Source organism: Aeromonas sp. s1(2024) (assembly GCF_040908005.1).
GTDB lineage: Bacteria > Pseudomonadota > Gammaproteobacteria > Enterobacterales > Aeromonadaceae > Aeromonas > Aeromonas caviae.
This window is the reverse complement of the sequence record NZ_JBFOCW010000014.1, coordinates 38,592-55,235: the sequence shown is the minus strand read 5'-3', so window position 1 is coordinate 55,235 and position 16,644 is coordinate 38,592. Positions and strand designations below refer to the sequence as shown.

The following is a 16,644-nucleotide window of genomic DNA, read 5'->3' as shown; positions in this document are numbered from 1 at the left end:
CTCCATGCTTTTGGCTTTTTATTGACAGACAAACCGGCGAACCGGTGCTTTCCTAGCTTGCGATTTCCAGCCCCTCGCGGGACATTCCCTTGAATTCCGGCATGAGGGAGATCAGCTTGCGGCTGTACTCATGCTCGGCATTGGTGAACAGTTTCTCGGTCTCGGCCACTTCCACCAGATGACCGTGCTGCATCACACCGATACGGTCGCACATCTGGCGGATGACCGGCAGATCGTGACTGATGAACAGCATGGTGAGCCCAAGCTCCTGTTGCAAGTCTTTGAGCAGGTTGAGGATCTGGGCCTGCACCGAGACATCCAGCGCCGAGGTGGGCTCGTCGCAGATGAGGAAGCGCGGGCGGGTCGCCAGGGCGCGGGCAATGGAGATGCGCTGGCGCTGACCACCGGAGAATTCGTGGGGATACTTGACCCCGGCGCCGCGGCCCAAGCCCACGTGATCCAGCAGGTCTCCGACGATCTGCTCTATCTGCCGCTCGCTCTCGGCGAGGCGGTGGAAGCGGATCGGCTCGGCGATGATGTCACGCACCTTCATGCGCGGGTTCATCGAAGAGTAGGGATTCTGGAACACCATCTGCATCTGGCGGCGCAGGGGGCGACGCTCGTGCTCCCCTTTCAGGGCGGTGAGATCGATCCCCTCGAAGACAATCTTGCCGGTGTCGGGCGGATAGAGCCCGGTGATGGCACGGGCGATGGTGGACTTGCCGGAGCCCGACTCCCCCACCAGACCGAAAGTCTCACCCTCGAAGATCTCGAAGCTGATGTTGTTGCAGGCGCGCACGTACTGGCGGCGGCTCGGGAAGATGGAATCCTTGGTGACGAACTTCAGATCCACGTTCTCCACCCGCAACAGCGCGCCTTCATAGGTGCGCTCGTCCTGACTCTGGCCGAGCCAGTGGGTCTTGAGATCGATGCTGGTATCCGCCGCACCGGCATCCTCGATATAGGAGACCAGGGGGAAGCGCACCAGCTTGACATCCGAGCGGGGAACCGCCGAGATGAGGCTGCGGGTATAGGGGTGATTGGGGCGGCCCAGCACCTGTTCCGTGGTGCCGAACTCCACCAGATCGCCGCGGTACATCACCGCCACCTTGTCGGTGACGTTGGAGACCACCCCCATGTCATGGGTCACCAGCATGCAGCCGACCTGGCGCTCTTTGCACAGGTTGCGGATGAGCTGGAGGATCTGATCCTGGATGGAGACGTCCAGCGCCGTGGTCGGCTCATCGGCGATGATGAGCTCGGGATCCCCGGAGAGGGCGATGGCGATCACCACCCGCTGGCGCATGCCACCGGAGAACTGGTGAGGATACTGCTTGATGCGCACGTCCGGGTTCGGGATCCCCACCGCCCCCATCAGCTCGAGGGCCTTGGCAAAGGCCGCCTCGCGGGACAGGTCGGTGTTGGCGAGGATGGTCTCCACCAGCTGCTGCTCCACGGTGAACAGCGGGTTGAGGGAGGTCATGGGATCCTGGAAGATGAAACCGATGCGCGAGCCGCGAATGGCCCGCATCTCGTTCTGGCTCTTCCCGGAGATGAGCTCGCCGTTGAGGTAGATGTCACCACGGGCGATGCGACCGGGCGGGCTCAGCAGATCGATGACGGCGTTGCCGATGGTGGATTTGCCAGCGCCGGACTCACCGACGACGCCGACGATCTCGCCCTTTTCAACAGAAAAAGAGAGATCCTTGACCGCGGCAAGCACCCCGTAGCGGGAGGGGTACTCGATCCGCAAGTTTTTGACTTCAAGCAAGGACATGGTTACCTCTGCGGGGGACATCCGTCCCAAATAATTCGTCCGTAAATCAGCCGCAGATGCTGGTTGTGCCTTGGTACTGCTCAAGAGCCGTTGTTGTGTAATTAACGCTCAATCCATGAGGCAGCCAAACCAGCGATCCGGGCGGGTTTTTTGCATTTTTTTGGAATAACCCGCGAGTAAGTTAGTCGGTTTGCCCGCGGGTGTAAATGATCCAGTTATACAATTTCGCAATACTTTGCCCAGAGAATGCCGACACCCTGGGGTTAAAATGTCGATAAAAGTCACATTACCAGAGATTACGCTGGCATTGCGAGACCATCAACCAATTATGTTTCAACAAAATAGCAACAAACCATCTTATTCACTATCAGCATTATGCTGACCAGCTTCGAATGAGTAGTGAATATTTATGTGAAATGATTTTTTGACGGCAGCATATCTGGAGTAAGGAAAAATAGGCAGAGCTAAATAGGGACAATGCAGAAGGATCAACCTGGGCCACAGGCCCGCCGGCACGGCAAGCCGGGAGGGATTGCATACAAAAAAACGCAGGCCCCTCAGGGCCTGCGTGTGCGGTATATCCGGCCTCTTTGCAAGAGGAGAGCAGTGAAAAAACAGCGAGACGGGCGTTCGGGAGCAGCCTCCCCTCACCAGTGGGCAAGCAGTTGCATGCAGGCCAGGGCGAACAGGCCGGCGATGAGATCGTCCAGCATGATGCCAAGCCCGCCGTGAATGCGGCGATCGAACCAGGAGATGGGCCAGGGCTTGAGCACGTCGAACAGGCGAAACAGCACGAAGCCCGCCAGCACCCACTCCCAGCCGGCCGGGGCCGCAATCATGGTGACCCCGAATCCGATCACCTCGTCCCAGACGATGGCCCCGTGATCCGGCATCCCGATGGCGTCGGTGGCGCTCTGGCAGATGCGGATGCCCGCCACGAAACCCACCACCAGCAGGACGATGAACCAGGAGGTCGGCAGCCCGCTCACCAACAGATAGAGCGGGATGGCTGCCAGGGTCCCCATGGTGCCCGGCGCCTTGGGGGAGAGGCCGGAGCCAAACCCAACCGCAAGGAAGTGGAGCGGGTTTTTAAGGTTCAGCCGCGTCAGTTCGGGCTTTATCTTGAAAGACATCATGCGAAGTGATCCCAGCCCTTGAGGTGCAGTTCGACGGGTTGTTCGTCCTGCAGGTAGTCGATACCAGGCTCCCCGGCCAGGATGCGACCGATGCGGGTGAACTTCACGCCGCAATTGGCCAGCGCCGTGTCCAGGGCGCCGTGATGCTCCTGGGGCACGGTGAAGCAGAGCTCGTAGTCGTCGCCCCCGGCCAGGGCCAGCTGCCAGGCATCCATGGCCGGCACTGCATCCTGCAACACGGGGGAGAGGGGCAGCAGGTTGAGATCGATCTGGGCCCGCACGCCGGACGCCTTGAGGATGTGGCCGAGATCGGACGCCAGGCCGTCGGAGAGATCCAGGGCGCTGCTGGCCAGCCCGCGCAGGGCCTGACCGGCCAGGATGCGGGGATGGGGATGGTCGAGGCGCGGCAGCACGGCCGCCAGCTGGTTCTCGTTGAGGGTGCGCTTGCCCAGCAGGTGGGAGAGCGCCAGGGCGGCATCTCCCAGGGTACCGGTCACGTAGACCCCGTCACCGGCCTTGGCGCCGCTGCGCAGCAGGGCGCGACCTGCCGGGACCGATCCTTTCACCGAGACGGTGATGGAGAGGGGCCCGCGGGTCATGTCCCCCCCCACCAGCGCCACGTTGTAGTACTCGGCGAGCTCGAGGAACCCTTCGGCGAAACCGGCGACCCAGCGCTCGTTGATGGCGGGCAGGGTCAGGGCCAGGGAGACCCAGCGCGGCTCGGCACCCATGGCGGCCAGATCGGAGAGATTGACCGCCAGCGCCTTGTAGCCGAGATCCACCGGATCCATGTCGGGGAAGAAGTGCACGCCGCTCACCAGGGTGTCCGTGCTCACCGCCAACTGGGCGTCGGGGGGCAGGGTCAGCAGGGCACAGTCATCTCCAGGGCCCATCACCACGTCCTTGCGGGCGTGGGGGACCTTGAAGTACTTCTCAATCAGCTCAAATTCACCCATACAGTAAAAAGCCAGCAATAAGCTGGCTCCTCTCTTAATTGCTGACGGACAGCAGGATCAGCGCTTGGGCAGCGTCTTGATCACCTTGTCCAGGACGCCGTTGACAAACTTGTGGCTGTCATCGGCGGCGAAAGCTTTGGCCAGCTCGATCGCTTCGTTGATCACCACGCGCGGCGGCACATCTTCACGACGGGTCAGCTCGTAGGTCGCCAGACGCAGGATCGCCTTGTCCACCATGTCCACTTCTTCCAGCGGACGGGAGAGGAAAGGCGCGAACACCTTGTCCAGCTCGTTGCAGTGGACCGCTACCCCGAACAGCAGATCGCGGAAATAGTTCAGGTCCACACCCTTGGTGTCCTGATCGATCTTGAACTGCTCTTCGATGTCGCCCACGTTGGCCTGGGTCATCTGCCACTGGTAGATGGCCTGGGTGGCGCAATGGCGGGCCTTACGGCGCTCGGACGGTTTCAATGCATTTCTCCTCGTTACACGTCCAGTTGTTTCAGGACGTTGATCATTTCGAGCGCGCTCAGTGCAGCCTCTGCACCCTTGTTACCCGCCTTGGTACCGGCGCGTTCGATGGCTTGTTCAATGTTTTCGGTGGTCAGCACGCCGAAGGCAACGGGAATGTCGTATTCCATCATTACCTGGGCCAGACCCTTGCCGTTCTCGCTCGCTACCAGTTCGAAGTGGTAGGTACCGCCGCGGATGACGGTGCCGAGTGCGACGATGGCGTCGTATTGACCGCTCTTGGCCAGCTTCTTGGCCGCCAGGGGAATTTCGACGGCCCCCGGTACACGCACCAGGGTCAGATTGCTCTCCTGGACCTGACCTTGACGCTTCAGCACGTCCAGCGCGCCGTTCACCAGGCTGTCATTGATGAAGCTGTTGAAACGGGCAACGACAATAGCAACACGCGCCTCGGGAGCGGCGATATTTCCTTCGATAATCTTCATTGGAAATCCTGTCTCTGTGCAATCAATTAGGGGCCGGGCTCAAAAGTGCACGCATTCTAGCACAACAGAGCCGCGACAAAAAACCATGGCCGCAACGGGCGGCCATGGTGATGAATTCAACCGTACGCAGCGCTTACTCGCCGACGTACTCCACCACTTCCAGACCAAAGCCACCGAGGGCATGGTACTTCTTGGGAGAGCTCAACAGGCGCATCTTGCCGACCCCCAGCGCCTTGAGGATCTGGGAGCCGACGCCGACCCGGCGCGAGGTACCCTGCCACTTGGCCCCTTCCGGTGCCAGCCCCTTGTCGGCGGCTTCAAAACCCTTGACCCTGGCCAGCAGCTCGGCGCCATGGGCTTCCGCCCCCAGGATCACCAGCACCCCGCCCTCGTCGGCGATGCGGGCCATGGATTTGGGCAGCGGCCAGCTGCGGGCGCTGTGGCGGTCGGTGAGCAGCAGATCGCTCAGCACGTCGTGCAGGTGCACCCGTACCAGGGTCGGCTGGTCGGCCTTCACGTCCCCTTTCTTCAGGGCGAAGTGCACCTGGTTGTCGATGGTGTCGCGGAAGGTGACGAGGTCGAACTCGCCGTATTCGGTGGGCAACTTGCATTCGGCCACTTTCTCTACCGTGGTCTCGTGCTGGTTGCGGTATTCGATAAGGTCGGCAATGGTGCCGAGCTTGATGCCGTGCTGCTCGGCGAAGATCTCGAGATCCGGGCGCCGGGCCATGGTGCCGTCTTCGTTGAGGATCTCGACGATGACGGAGGCAGGCTCGAAGCCGGCCAGCCGGGCCAGATCGCAGCCCGCTTCGGTGTGGCCGGCGCGGGTCAGCACACCGCCATCCTGCGCCATCAGCGGGAAGATGTGGCCGGGCTGCACCAGATCGGCGGCCTTGGCATGGGGCGCCACCGCGGCCTGCACGGTGACGGCGCGGTCGGCGGCGGAGATGCCGGTGGTCACCCCTTCCGCCGCCTCGATGGAGACGGTGAAGGCGGTGGAGAACTGGGCATTGTTGCGATCGACCATCAGCGGCAGCGCCAGCTGCTTGCAGCGATCCCGGGTCAGGGTCAGGCAGATGAGGCCACGACCGTAGCGCGCCATGAAGTTGATGTCTTCCGGGCGGACACAGGAGGCGGCCATGATCAGGTCCCCTTCGTTCTCCCTGTCTTCGTCATCCATCAGGATCACCATCTTGCCAGCCTTGATATCGGCAATGATTTCCTGGGTCGTGCTCAGCGCCATGGGCTACTCCATCAACATGCTTGGGGATTGAGCCAGTCGGCTCGACTTGATACTGCGTATTGTGCTCTAGATGGGGGCACGCGGCCCCGTTTCAATCCGCGCGGGATCACAGAACCGCGTTTTCCCGTCAAAACGGCTCACAAGAATCCGGACTGGGCCAGCTTTTCCAGGGTCAGGGTAGAGGCACTGCTCTCCTCGCGCTTGCCCGTCATCAGCCGCTCCAGATAGCGGGCTATCTGGTCCACCTCGAGATTGACCCGGTAGCCGGGTTTCCAGCGGGCGATGGTGGTCTCCTGGGCGGTGTGGGGCACAATGGTCAGCCGGAACAGATCCCCCTGAACCGCATTGACGGTGAGGCTGATGCCATCCACCGCAATGGAGCCCTTCTCGGCGATGTAGCGCGAGAGCTCCCCCGGCGCCTTGATCCAGTATTCGATGGCGCGGCCGCTGGACGATTTGCTCTTCACCTCGCCGATGCCGTCCACGTGGCCAGAGACCAGGTGGCCGCCGAGGCGGGAAGTGGGCATCAACGCCTTCTCGAGGTTGACCGGATCCCCCACCTTGGCGGCAGAAAAACCGGTGCGGGAGAGGGTTTCCAGGGAGACGTCGGCGGTGTAGCTGTGATCCCCAAGCGCCACCACGGTGAGACAGACGCCGTTGGTGGCGATGGAGTCGCCCAGCTTGACGTCACTGAAGTCCAGGGTCGGCGCGTGCACGGTGAGGGCCATGTCCTCCCCCTGGCGACGCAGCTCGACCAGGGTTCCCACCGCTTCGATAATTCCGGTAAACATGCAGATCACCTTGCTGATGACGGGGGCGATGGATGCCCCCGTGAACATTGAAAAATCAGGCTATTTTCGCAGTGATGCGAATATCCTGGCCAAGCATGCGCACATCCTTGAGGTTGAGTTTGGGAGCCTGGAACAGCCGGGTCAGCCCCGGCAGATGGAACAGACCGCGCCCCTCATCCCCCATCAGTTTGGGCGCCTGATAGAGCACCAGCTCGTCCACCAGCCCCTTCTCCAGCAGGGCGCCGCACAGCCGCGGCCCCGCCTCCACCAACACCGAGTTGACGTTCTGTTTGGCCAGCAGCATGAACAGACTGACCAGATCCAGCTTGCCATCCAGCAGCGGCACCTCCAGCTGCTGCACCCAGGCGGGCCACTCACCGGATGCCTTGTGGCGGGCCAGCAGTACCGGGCTCTCGCTCTGGAACAACGGCAGATCCGGGGTGAGCCGGTTTTGCGAATCCACGATGACCCGCAGTGGCTGGCGCAGGGTCTCTTTGGGATAGACCGCCTTGACCGAGGGGGGCAGCTCGTCCCAGCGCACGGTGAGGGAGGCGCCATCCGCCAGCACGGTCTCGGCGCTGGAGAGCACCGCATCGTGACGGGCCCGCAGCCGCTGCACGTCCCGGCGCGCCTCCGCAGAGGTGATCCACTGGCTCTCGCCACTCGCCATGGCGGTGCGACCATCCAGGCTCGCCCCCAGCTTGACCGTCACCAGCGGAAACGCGGTGCGCATCCGCTTGAAGAAACCGGGATTGAGGGCCTCGGCTTCCGCGGCCAGCAGGCCGAAATCGGTCTTGATCCCCGCCTCGGAGAGCATCCGCAGGCCGCGCCCGCCCACCTGGGGATTGGGATCCACCATGGCAGCCACCACCCGGGTCACCCCGGCCTTGATGAGCGCCTCGGCGCAGGGCGGCGTGCGACCATGATGGGAGCAGGGCTCCAGGGTCACATAGGCGGTGGCACCGCGGGCCTCTTCCCCTGCCGCGTGCAGAGCATAGACCTCGGCATGGGGCTCACCGGCCCGCTTGTGCCAGCCCTCCCCCACCACCACGCCGGCCTTCACCAGCACGGCGCCGACGCAGGGGTTGGGGGCCGTGGTGTAACGGCCGCACCGGGCCAGTTCGAGGGCCCGGCTCATCCATTGGTAATCGTCTTGACTAAACATCCGGGCTCCTGTGTCCAGCAACCTGCCCCCCGTGGCACGGCCATCCGATGGGACAAGAAAATAGGGTGTACGCGCTTGCCGCACGCCTTCTCGGGCAGATCGGCCATGGCATCTGACGCCATGGCGACGGGCACACACATCGCAGGATGCGGCCGCACGCCTTCATATTTTTTCACCAGTGCAACGATGCACTATCAGGATGTCTCACTGGTGTAACAACTGGCGCTGCCGCAACGGCAGCCCCTCTCTTATTCACATAGGGAGCCGCAGGCCGGCGTTACTTCTCCAGCTTGGCGATCTCTTCCCCGAATTCGCGAATGTCTTCAAAGCTGCGGTAGACGGAGGCAAAGCGGATGTAGGCCACCTTGTCCAGACTCTTGAGCTCATCCATCACCAGATTGCCCACCAGCTGGGAGGCCACCTCCCGCTCGCCGGTGGCCCGCAGGCGGGACTTGATGTGGTTGACCGCCTTCTCGATGGCCTCCATGCTCACCGGCCGCTTCTCCAGCGCCCGCAGAATGCCGGCACGCAGCTTGTCTTCGTTGAAGGGCTCGCGGGAGCCGTTGGACTTGATGACGCGGGGCATGACCAGTTCGGCCATTTCGAAGGTGGTAAAACGCTCGTGACAGAGCAGGCATTCGCGACGGCGGCGCACCTGATGGCCCTCGGCCACCAGACGGGAATCGATCACCTTGGTATCAACGGCACTACAGAAAGGGCAATGCATCTGACCTCCGGCGTGGATGAAAATGGGCGCGGGCCCCGAGGGCTGGCGCTAGGCCAGCCAGTGTAACACGGCCATCCAGAGCCGGTAAAAGCCCATGAAAACAAGGGACAACCAGCCAGACCTTCGGGCAGGACTCAGTCGTCATAGGGCAACGCCTCGGGGTCGCAATCCTGGTAATCGGGGGCAGGATCCGCCGCGAACCGGCGAGCAGCCACATGGCTGTGGCCCAGCATCAGCGCCTTGCCCACCCGGTGCATGCCATCCATCACCCGACCGGCGCTGTCCAGCAGGATGGGATAGGCGAGATCCGCCGCCATCATGAGCTGGCAATGCGCCACCACGCTGCGCACCGTGGGCGTGGCGTCGCCATGGCCGTACCAGTGGTCGCGGTCAAGCTCGGCAATCTCGCCGAGAGCCACCGCCTGCACCGGCAGGTTGCGGCTCAGCCGGATCAAGCGGCGCACATCCCAAGCCAGCAGCCCCTGTTCGCTGGCGCGAAGGTGGTACTGGGCGCGAACCGTCTGCCGCAGTGACGCCTCCAGCACGTCCTCTTCCATGTCATCGCACATGATCACCTCTGTCTCATCTTGCCAGACGCTGCAAAAAACAATGCCACCCGAGGGTGGCATTGGTCTTCAACCTGAAGGTCAGGCTGATTATGCGTAGACCGGGAAGCGGCGGCAGATGTCCAGCACCTTCTCGCGCACGGTCGCCAGCACGGCGTCGTTGTCGTGGTTGTCCAGCACGTCGCAGATCCAGTTGGCCAACTGGATGGACTCGGCCTCCTTGAAGCCACGGCGGGTGATGGCCGGGGTGCCGATACGCACGCCGGAGGTCACGAACGGGGAACGCGGGTCGTTCGGTACGGAGTTCTTGTTGACGGTGATGTTGGCCTTGCCGAGGGCTGCGTCGGCATCTTTGCCGGTCAGCTCGCGACCGATCAGATCCACCAGCATCAGATGGTTGTCGGTACCGCCGGAGACGATCTTGTAGCCGCGCTCGATAAAGGTCGCCGCCATGGCCTTGGCGTTCTTCACGACCTGGGCCTGGTAGGTCTTGAACTCGGGCTCCAGCGCTTCCTTGAAGGCCACGGCCTTGCCGGCGATGACGTGCATCAGCGGGCCGCCCTGACCACCCGGGAAGACGGCGGAGTTCAGCTTCTTGTACAGATCTTCGTCGTCGGCGGCGGAGAGGATCAGACCACCGCGCGGACCGGCCAGGGTCTTGTGGGTGGTGGAGGTGACCACGTGAGCGTGGGGCACCGGGTTCGGGTAGACGCCAGCGGCAATCAGACCGGCTACGTGGGCCATGTCCACGAACAGGTAAGCACCGATCTTGTCGGCGATCTCGCGCATGCGGGCCCAGTCGACGATGCCGGAGTAGGCGGAGAAGCCGCCGATCATCATCTTCGGCTTGTGCTCAACGGCCAGGCGCTCCATCTCGTCGTAGTCGATCTTGCCGGACTCGTCGATGCCGTAGGGGATGATGTTGTACAGCTTGCCGGAGAAGTTGACGGGGGAGCCGTGGGTCAGGTGACCGCCGTGGGCCAGGTTCATGCCGAGCACGGTGTCGCCCGGTTGCAGCAGGGCCATGTAGACGGCGCTGTTGGCCTGGGAGCCGGAGTGCGGCTGCACGTTGGCGTAGGTGGCACCGAACAGCTCTTTGGCGCGCTCGATGGCCAGGGTTTCAACCACATCCACATACTCGCAACCGCCGTAGTAACGCTTGGCCGGGTAGCCTTCGGCGTACTTGTTGGTCAACTGGGAGCCCTGGGCTTCCATGACGCGGGGGCTGGTGTAGTTCTCGGACGCAATCAGCTCGATGTGCTCTTCCTGACGACGGGTCTCGTCTGTGATGGCCTGCCACAGCTCTGGATCATAGCCGGCGATGGTCATGTCACGTTTCAACATCCGTTTATCTCCTGAAAATCGTTTGCGCGATAGGTGAAGTGGGCCCGCGCATTGTAACGTGAGCTGGATCAAAGAGACAGTCCAACCACCCAAAAAATTGTTTATAAAATGTAAAATACGTCGCAATTCTCGAAACCCGCCCCTCCTCCCGGTCAGCGTCCGCTCACCCCAGCCAGCGAGTCGCCGGCCCCCACCCCCCCGCCAGCCTCTGCCGACTGGCAGCCAAAAACCAGAGCTAGATCATGGATATAGCGTTTACTAACAGATAACATCTTTAGACCGCGCGGCCTCTGCCGGCCCCGCAGAGGCCACGCCATGCGTTTTCATCCCGGACCACAAGGGGAAACACCATGATGGATCATCTGATGCTGTTCTTGATTGTCGCGGTCTTCGCTCTCTTCTACTGGGTCTACTACACCGGCAGCCGCAAGGGCGCCTGCACCATCCGCTGGGAAGCACTGCCCACTCGGGAGCAGTACCTGGCGGCCCACCCCGGCGCCGCCGATGGGGATATCATCTTCTGCATTCATTGCGGCCACCACCAGCAGCAGGCTGTGGGCCTGGTGCACCAGCTGGATTACCGGCGCCAGCATATCTGTCCCCGCTGCAAGCAGGCGCTCTATCGCGTCGAGGAGTAGGACCGCGCAGCGTCCGCTGTCGCGAGCGAGAACCGTCGCCTGCTCCTGCGTCATCACTCCGCTCGCCAAGGCGATCCGACCAAAGCGCCCCGTGAGTTTCCTTTATTTTTAAAGTCGTTAGAATCGGGAGCCTCTATGACTCCCGATTGTCATCCACGGAGGAAAAATGCAGGAATTCATGGCTACCAGCGAACGCCGGGCCGAGCTTTACTGGTGGTTTTCCACCCTGTTCGCTGCCGAACTCAGTGATGCACAGATCGCTGAATACGACACCTATGACGTACGCAGCTTCTTGAAGAGTCTCTCCACCCTGGATCCCATGCGCGAGGCGGTGGCAGAACTCAACGAAGCCATCGCCCGTCTGCTGGTTCGCGAGGAGCGCGCCACTACACTGGCTGCCGACTTCAACGCGCTATTTCTCTCCCCCAAAGCGGTGCAACCATACGAATCCGCTCATGGTGACAACACGGCGCTTAGCCGCATGGAACAGCGCCTGAACCGGCTCGCTATCGATGTCAGCGAGAAATACCAGCAGCCTGTCGACCACCTGGCCATCGAACTGGATCTGATGGGCAACCTCATCATCCGCGCCGCCGAGGCGACCACCGCCGCCCTTCGCGAGGAGTGGCTCGGCGAACAGGAAGGGCTGCTGCACGGCCATCTGCTGGCTTGGTTCGAGCCCTTCGAGCAGGCCTGCCGCGCCGCCGACCCGTTTGGCTTCTACGGTGCCAGCGCCCGGCTGCTGGGGGTATTTCTGAAGATGGATGCCAACTACCTCTCCCTGGTCAAACCGGCGAAATCCGCCGACTGAGCCCGTCATGAAGACAGCCCTGCTGCTGATCGCCTGCTGGCTGCTGGCCCTGATCCCGCTGGATCAGGGCATTACCCCCCTCGTCGTCCTGCTGTTCAATCCGGATCGGACACTCTACGGCACCGCCCAGCTCACCGGTTTTGCCGGCATACTGCTGACCCTCTACCTCGCCAATCTCGGGGTGGAAGTGGTACTGCGCCGCCGCTTCCAGATCGCGGGCATGCTGGCCCTGCTGGCCGCCTGGATCGGCTTCATCAACAGCAGCGGCACGGAGAGTCACTGGCTGCTGCTCTACGCCATGGCGCTGCCGTTTCATCTGGTAGGCTGGCTCGTGTTCGTGCGGGGCATCCAGGCCTTTGGTCGCCAGAAAGGCTGACATCCCGTTGATTTAACTCCTCCCCACACTTTCTTTCTCTCCTGAAACTTCATGCCATACTGACACAGCCGTCCAAATGACAAAGAAATCAATTCAGGAGCCTCCATGGAAAAAGTGCTACCCGAATCGGTTCCGACACCGCATCTGTCAGGCCCGCTCTCCCTTCACGAGTTGCAACGGTTGTTCGAGCAGGCCCCGTTTGGCATTGGCGTGTTCGATCGAGAGTTCAGATGCCGTGGCGTCAACGCCAGCTTTGCCGAGCGAAGCGGCCTCCCCCAGGCGGACCACGTCGGCAAGACGCTGTTTGAAATCAGTCCGGCCCAGGCCCCCCTGCTGGCCCCTTTGCTTCAGCAACTGCGCCATGGCGCTGCGCAGGCCGACGTGGAGCTGGACGACATGGAGGCCACCCATTCCGCGCCGCCGAGACGGTGGCGCCTGAGCTGCAGCCCGGTGCTGGATGACGACGGCATCTTCAACGGCCTCTTTCTCATCATGCGCGAGCTCGTCCCCGTGCCCCGCCTCCCCCCCGGAGTGCCCGGTCCCCTCGGGATCCAGGAAATCACCCATCACCATGTACAGCGGCTCTACCAGATGCAGGCCAGACTGCAGCACCTCTCCTATCACGATCCCCTCACCGACCTCGGCAATCGCCACCTGCTGCAGGAGCGACTCGCCATGGAGATCGCGACGGCCCGCCTGAACCGGCATGCCCTGGCGCTGCTCTTCATCGATCTCGACAGCTTCAAGCTCATCAACGACAACCTGGGGCACAACGCCGGCGATCAGCTGCTCAAGCTGTCGGCGGATCGCATCCGCCACTGCCTGCACACCGGGGATGTCGCCATCCGGCTGGGGGCGGACGAGTTTCTGGTGCTGCTCCCAGGCATCGGGGAGCCGCAGGAACTGGTGGGGCTGATCGAACGGCTGCAACACAGGCTGCACGATCCCGCCGACATCGCCCAGGAGCGGGTGAGGCTCTCCGCCAGCATCGGCATCTCCCTCTATCCGGAGCATGGCCAGACCCCGGACAGCCTCATCAGCGCGGCGGACAACGCCATGCATGAAGCCAAGCGCCGTGGCCGCAACGGCTATCTGTTCCACTCCCCCGACATGACGGCACAGACCAGGGAGCGGATGCTGCTGGAGCAGGGACTGCTCAAGGCCATTGAGCAGCAAGAGTTCCGCCTGCTCTACCAACCCATGACGGATCTGGCGGATGGTCATCGCAGCGGCCTGGAGGCCCTGATCCGCTGGCAGCATCCCAGCCTTGGCATGATATCCCCGGACCGTTTCATTCCGGTGGCAGAGGAGTGCGGTCTCATCGAACCGCTGGGCGAATGGGTGATGCGCACCGCCTGCCGGCAAGGGCAGCAGTGGCTGGCCGAAGGGCTCGCCGTGCCCAGGCTCTCGGTCAATGTGTCGGTCAGGGAGATGCGCTCCCACGACTACGTGGAGCGGGTGACAGCCATTCTGGCCGAGACCGGTTTTCCTGCCGAGCGGCTGGAGATCGAGGTGACCGAGAGCATCATCCAGAGCGTGGATCACAGTCTGCGGCTCTTCACCCGTCTCAAGGCGCTGGGGGTGCAGATCGCCATCGACGACTTCGGCACCGGTTTCTCCTCCCTGAGCCTGCTCAGGAGCCTGCCCATCGATCGCATCAAGATAGACAGGGCCTTCGTCCAGGCGTTGCCCGACGACAAGCACAGCCGCGAGCTGTGCCGGACCATAGTCCAGCTGGCCAGTTCCCTCGGCATGGCCGTCACGGCGGAGGGGATCGAAACCCAGCCCCAGCGCCAGTTCCTGCAATCCCTGCGTTGCGAGGAGGGACAGGGCTACCTGTTCAGCCATCCCCTGCCAGAACCCAGCCTGCCTCCCCTGCTCCCCCTCCGCCATTGAGCCTTGGCCGCGCCACCACGCAAGCAAAGAAGGGAGCCCATGACTCCCTTCTCCTTCCTCATCATGGCCTTCCGGGCCGCTATCTTCGTCGCTATCCAAAAGTCTAATTGCCCTCGGGAACCAAAGGTATAAGTTGTTACTCAATCATTAAGAAAATGTATTCACAGGAGTGAGAGATGAGCGAGAGCAAGGTCTACCCGGTCAAGGCCCACATCGGCAACGGCGCCCTGCTGGACAAGGAAGGTTATGAAGCCATGTATCAGGCGTCGGTGCAGGATCCGGACGCCTTCTGGGGGGAGCAGGGCAAGATCCTTGACTGGATGACCCCCTACACCCGCGTCAAGAACACCTCCTACGATCCGGGCCACGTCTCCATCAAGTGGTATGAGGATGGCCTGCTCAACGTCTCGGCCAACTGCCTGGATCGCCATCTGAGCGAGCGCGGCGACAAGGTCGCCATCATCTGGGAAGGGGACAACCCGGCTGAAGATCGCAAGATCACCTATCGCGAACTGCACGCCGAAGTGTGCAAGTTTGCCAACGTGCTCAAAGCCCAGGGGGTCAAGCGTGGCCACATGGTCTGCCTTTATATGCCCATGGTGCCGGAGGCGGCCATCGCCATGCTGGCCTGTACCCGCATCGGGGCCGTGCACAGCATCGTCTTCGGCGGCTTCTCGCCGGAGGCGCTCTCGGGCCGCATCATCGACTCCGGCGCCTCCGTCGTCATCACCGCCGATGAGGGATTGCGAGGCGGTCGCCCCATCCCCCTCAAGAAGAACGTGGATGAGGCCCTTACCCACCCGGATACCAAGGTCAGCAAGGTGATCGTCCTCAAGCGCACCGGTGGCAACGTGGCCTGGCACGAGCACAGAGACATCTGGTGGCATGATGCGGTCAACGCCGCCAGCCCGGATTGTCCGCCCGAAGCCATGGGCGCCGAAGATCCCCTGTTCGTGCTCTACACCTCCGGCTCCACCGGCAAACCCAAGGGTGTGCTGCACACCACGGGCGGCTATCTGGTCTATGCCGCCCTCACCTTCAAATACGTGTTCGACTACCACGAAGAGGACATCTACTGGTGTACCGCCGACGTGGGTTGGGTCACCGGTCACTCCTATCTGGTCTACGGGCCGCTGGCCAACGGCGCCACCACCGTCATGTTCGAAGGGGTGCCCAACTACCCGGCTACCAACCGCATGAGCCAGGTGGTGGACAAGCATCAGGTCACCATCCTCTATACCGCCCCCACCGCCATTCGTGCACTGATGGCCAAGGGCAAGGAGGCTGTCGAAGGCACTTCCCGCACCAGCCTGCGCATCATGGGGTCGGTGGGTGAACCCATCAACCCGGAAGCCTGGGAGTGGTACTACCGCACCATCGGCGACGAGCGCTGCCCCATCGTCGACACCTGGTGGCAGACCGAGACCGGCGGCATCCTCATCACTCCGCTGCCCGGCGTCACCGCGCTCAAGCCCGGCTCGGCCACCCGTCCCTTCTTCGGAGTACAGCCTGCTCTGGTGGACAACCTGGGTGAGCCGCTGGAGGGCGCCACCGAGGGCAACCTGGTGATCACCGACTCCTGGCCCGGCCAGATGCGTACCGTGTTCGGCGATCACGAGCGCTTCGAGCAGACCTACTTCTCCACCTTCCCGGGTCGCTACTTCACCGGCGACGGTGCCCGTCGCGACGAGGACGGCTACTACTGGATCACCGGCCGGGTGGATGATGTACTCAACGTCTCCGGCCACCGCATGGGCACCGCCGAAATCGAGTCCGCTCTGGTGGCCCATCCGAAGATCGCCGAAGCGGCGGTGGTGGGCGTTCCCCACGAGATCAAGGGACAGGGCATCTACGCCTATGTCACCCTGATCGCCGGGGAAGAGCCGAGCCGCGAGCTGCACAAGGAAGTGAAGGAGTGGGTGCGCAAGGAGATTGGCGCCATCGCGACCCCGGACGTGATCCACTGGGCAGAAGGGCTGCCCAAGACCCGTTCCGGCAAGATCATGCGGCGCATATTGCGCAAGATCGCCACCGGCGAAACCGACAGCCTGGGGGATATCTCCACCCTGGCGGATCCGGGGGTCGTGGACAAGCTGATCCGCGAGAAGTCGGAAGCGGCGTGAGTCTCTTCCCCACGTCAACAGAGCCGGCCACGTGCCGGCTTTGTTGTCTTCGGGATCCGGACAGGGCAGAGTTCGGTGGCAGGCAGGGCTTACGGGCAAATCAGGCCAATAAATAGCCAGATGTAGAGATTAGACCAGT

The 16,644-nt window shown here is 62.5% G+C and carries 16 protein-coding genes; 5 read left to right on the top strand and 11 right to left on the bottom strand.

All coding sequences use genetic code 11. The annotated features are described in order from the left end of the window. Positions 1 to 52: 52 nt before the first annotated feature. The 11 genes from AB5Y70_RS03380 to glyA all read right to left on the bottom strand — a co-directional run bounded on the left by AB5Y70_RS03380 (position 53) and on the right by glyA (position 10,661). Positions 53 to 1,777: an ABC transporter ATP-binding protein gene (locus AB5Y70_RS03380; protein ID WP_010675387.1), complete on the bottom strand. Its 1,725-nt coding sequence runs from the start codon at positions 1,775 to 1,777 to the stop codon at positions 53 to 55. Positions 1,778 to 2,424: 647 nt separating this feature from the next. Beyond that, positions 2,425 to 2,913 carry a phosphatidylglycerophosphatase A gene (locus AB5Y70_RS03375; protein WP_043153244.1) on the bottom strand — a complete coding sequence of 163 codons (489 nt, stop codon included), beginning with the start codon at positions 2,911 to 2,913 and terminating at the stop codon, positions 2,425 to 2,427. Then, positions 2,910 to 3,869 (bottom strand): thiamine-phosphate kinase, encoded by a 960-nt coding sequence (gene thiL / locus AB5Y70_RS03370; RefSeq protein ID WP_043153245.1) that lies wholly within the window; start codon positions 3,867 to 3,869, stop codon positions 2,910 to 2,912. The genes AB5Y70_RS03375 and thiL overlap by 4 nt, the downstream gene beginning before the upstream one ends. Positions 3,870 to 3,926: 57 nt before the next feature. After that, entirely contained in the window at positions 3,927 to 4,340 is a 414-nt protein-coding gene (gene nusB / locus AB5Y70_RS03365; protein ID WP_010675390.1) for a transcription antitermination factor NusB, read from the bottom strand. 14 nt (positions 4,341 to 4,354) lie between these two features. Then, complete coding sequence (gene ribE / locus AB5Y70_RS03360) at positions 4,355 to 4,825, bottom strand: 6,7-dimethyl-8-ribityllumazine synthase (RefSeq protein ID WP_010675391.1); 471 nt, start codon at positions 4,823 to 4,825, stop codon at positions 4,355 to 4,357. Positions 4,826 to 4,958: 133 nt separating this feature from the next. Further along, positions 4,959 to 6,068, bottom strand: a complete 1,110-nt coding sequence (ribBA, locus tag AB5Y70_RS03355; protein ID WP_039040299.1) for a bifunctional 3,4-dihydroxy-2-butanone-4-phosphate synthase/GTP cyclohydrolase II — start codon at positions 6,066 to 6,068, stop codon at positions 4,959 to 4,961. A 137-nt stretch (positions 6,069 to 6,205) separates the two neighbouring features. Continuing rightward, positions 6,206 to 6,859: a riboflavin synthase gene (locus tag AB5Y70_RS03350; RefSeq protein WP_043153281.1), complete on the bottom strand. Its 654-nt coding sequence runs from the start codon at positions 6,857 to 6,859 to the stop codon at positions 6,206 to 6,208. A gap of 55 nt (positions 6,860 to 6,914) precedes the next feature. Then, positions 6,915 to 8,024, bottom strand: a complete 1,110-nt coding sequence (gene ribD, locus AB5Y70_RS03345) for a bifunctional diaminohydroxyphosphoribosylaminopyrimidine deaminase/5-amino-6-(5-phosphoribosylamino)uracil reductase RibD (RefSeq protein WP_043153248.1) — start codon at positions 8,022 to 8,024, stop codon at positions 6,915 to 6,917. A gap of 277 nt (positions 8,025 to 8,301) precedes the next feature. Beyond that, positions 8,302 to 8,751: a transcriptional regulator NrdR gene (gene nrdR / locus AB5Y70_RS03340; RefSeq protein WP_010675395.1), complete on the bottom strand. Its 450-nt coding sequence runs from the start codon at positions 8,749 to 8,751 to the stop codon at positions 8,302 to 8,304. A 134-nt stretch (positions 8,752 to 8,885) separates the two neighbouring features. Beyond that, a complete protein-coding gene (locus AB5Y70_RS03335) occupies positions 8,886 to 9,320 on the bottom strand; it encodes a hypothetical protein (protein ID WP_049636594.1) in 435 nt (144 codons plus the stop codon). Between the two features lie 87 nt (positions 9,321 to 9,407). Continuing rightward, positions 9,408 to 10,661 carry a serine hydroxymethyltransferase gene (glyA, locus tag AB5Y70_RS03330; protein ID WP_043153250.1) on the bottom strand — a complete coding sequence of 418 codons (1,254 nt, stop codon included), beginning with the start codon at positions 10,659 to 10,661 and terminating at the stop codon, positions 9,408 to 9,410. A 350-nt stretch (positions 10,662 to 11,011) separates the two neighbouring features. Here glyA and AB5Y70_RS03325 point away from each other — a divergent pair, with 350 nt between their 5' ends. From AB5Y70_RS03325 to acs, 5 genes are all read left to right on the top strand, one after another. After that, positions 11,012 to 11,299, top strand: a complete 288-nt coding sequence (locus AB5Y70_RS03325) for a hypothetical protein (protein ID WP_043153251.1) — start codon at positions 11,012 to 11,014, stop codon at positions 11,297 to 11,299. A gap of 166 nt (positions 11,300 to 11,465) precedes the next feature. Continuing rightward, the gene (torD, locus tag AB5Y70_RS03320) at positions 11,466 to 12,110 is read left to right on the top strand and encodes a molecular chaperone TorD (protein ID WP_043153252.1); all 645 of its coding nucleotides are present in this window, start codon (positions 11,466 to 11,468) and stop codon (positions 12,108 to 12,110) included. A 7-nt stretch (positions 12,111 to 12,117) separates the two neighbouring features. After that, positions 12,118 to 12,486 carry a hypothetical protein gene (locus AB5Y70_RS03315; RefSeq protein ID WP_043153253.1) on the top strand — a complete coding sequence of 123 codons (369 nt, stop codon included), beginning with the start codon at positions 12,118 to 12,120 and terminating at the stop codon, positions 12,484 to 12,486. 105 nt (positions 12,487 to 12,591) lie between these two features. Next, positions 12,592 to 14,382, top strand: coding sequence for a GGDEF and EAL domain-containing protein (locus AB5Y70_RS03310; RefSeq protein WP_043153254.1), 1,791 nt, complete (start codon positions 12,592 to 12,594; stop codon positions 14,380 to 14,382). Between the two features lie 176 nt (positions 14,383 to 14,558). Next, positions 14,559 to 16,505: an acetate--CoA ligase gene (acs, locus tag AB5Y70_RS03305; RefSeq protein WP_039040306.1), complete on the top strand. Its 1,947-nt coding sequence runs from the start codon at positions 14,559 to 14,561 to the stop codon at positions 16,503 to 16,505. Positions 16,506 to 16,644: the final 139 nt, after the last annotated feature.

Coding starts and splice junctions, on each gene's coding strand:
- nrdR (WP_010675395.1), bottom strand. CDS start 8,751: ATGCATTGCCCTTTCTGTAGTGCCGTTGATACCAAGGTGATCGATTCC.
- AB5Y70_RS03325 (WP_043153251.1), top strand. CDS start 11,012: ATGATGGATCATCTGATGCTGTTCTTGATTGTCGCGGTCTTCGCTCTC.
- ribE (WP_010675391.1), bottom strand. CDS start 4,825: ATGAAGATTATCGAAGGAAATATCGCCGCTCCCGAGGCGCGTGTTGCT.
- AB5Y70_RS03335 (WP_049636594.1), bottom strand. CDS start 9,320: ATGTGCGATGACATGGAAGAGGACGTGCTGGAGGCGTCACTGCGGCAG.
- ribD (WP_043153248.1), bottom strand. CDS start 8,024: ATGTTTAGTCAAGACGATTACCAATGGATGAGCCGGGCCCTCGAACTG.
- ribBA (WP_039040299.1), bottom strand. CDS start 6,068: ATGGCGCTGAGCACGACCCAGGAAATCATTGCCGATATCAAGGCTGGC.
- glyA (WP_043153250.1), bottom strand. CDS start 10,661: ATGTTGAAACGTGACATGACCATCGCCGGCTATGATCCAGAGCTGTGG.
- AB5Y70_RS03380 (WP_010675387.1), bottom strand. CDS start 1,777: ATGTCCTTGCTTGAAGTCAAAAACTTGCGGATCGAGTACCCCTCCCGC.
- AB5Y70_RS03350 (WP_043153281.1), bottom strand. CDS start 6,859: ATGTTTACCGGAATTATCGAAGCGGTGGGAACCCTGGTCGAGCTGCGT.
- torD (WP_043153252.1), top strand. CDS start 11,466: ATGCAGGAATTCATGGCTACCAGCGAACGCCGGGCCGAGCTTTACTGG.
- AB5Y70_RS03375 (WP_043153244.1), bottom strand. CDS start 2,913: ATGATGTCTTTCAAGATAAAGCCCGAACTGACGCGGCTGAACCTTAAA.
- AB5Y70_RS03310 (WP_043153254.1), top strand. CDS start 12,592: ATGGAAAAAGTGCTACCCGAATCGGTTCCGACACCGCATCTGTCAGGC.
- AB5Y70_RS03315 (WP_043153253.1), top strand. CDS start 12,118: ATGAAGACAGCCCTGCTGCTGATCGCCTGCTGGCTGCTGGCCCTGATC.
- thiL (WP_043153245.1), bottom strand. CDS start 3,869: ATGGGTGAATTTGAGCTGATTGAGAAGTACTTCAAGGTCCCCCACGCC.
- acs (WP_039040306.1), top strand. CDS start 14,559: ATGAGCGAGAGCAAGGTCTACCCGGTCAAGGCCCACATCGGCAACGGC.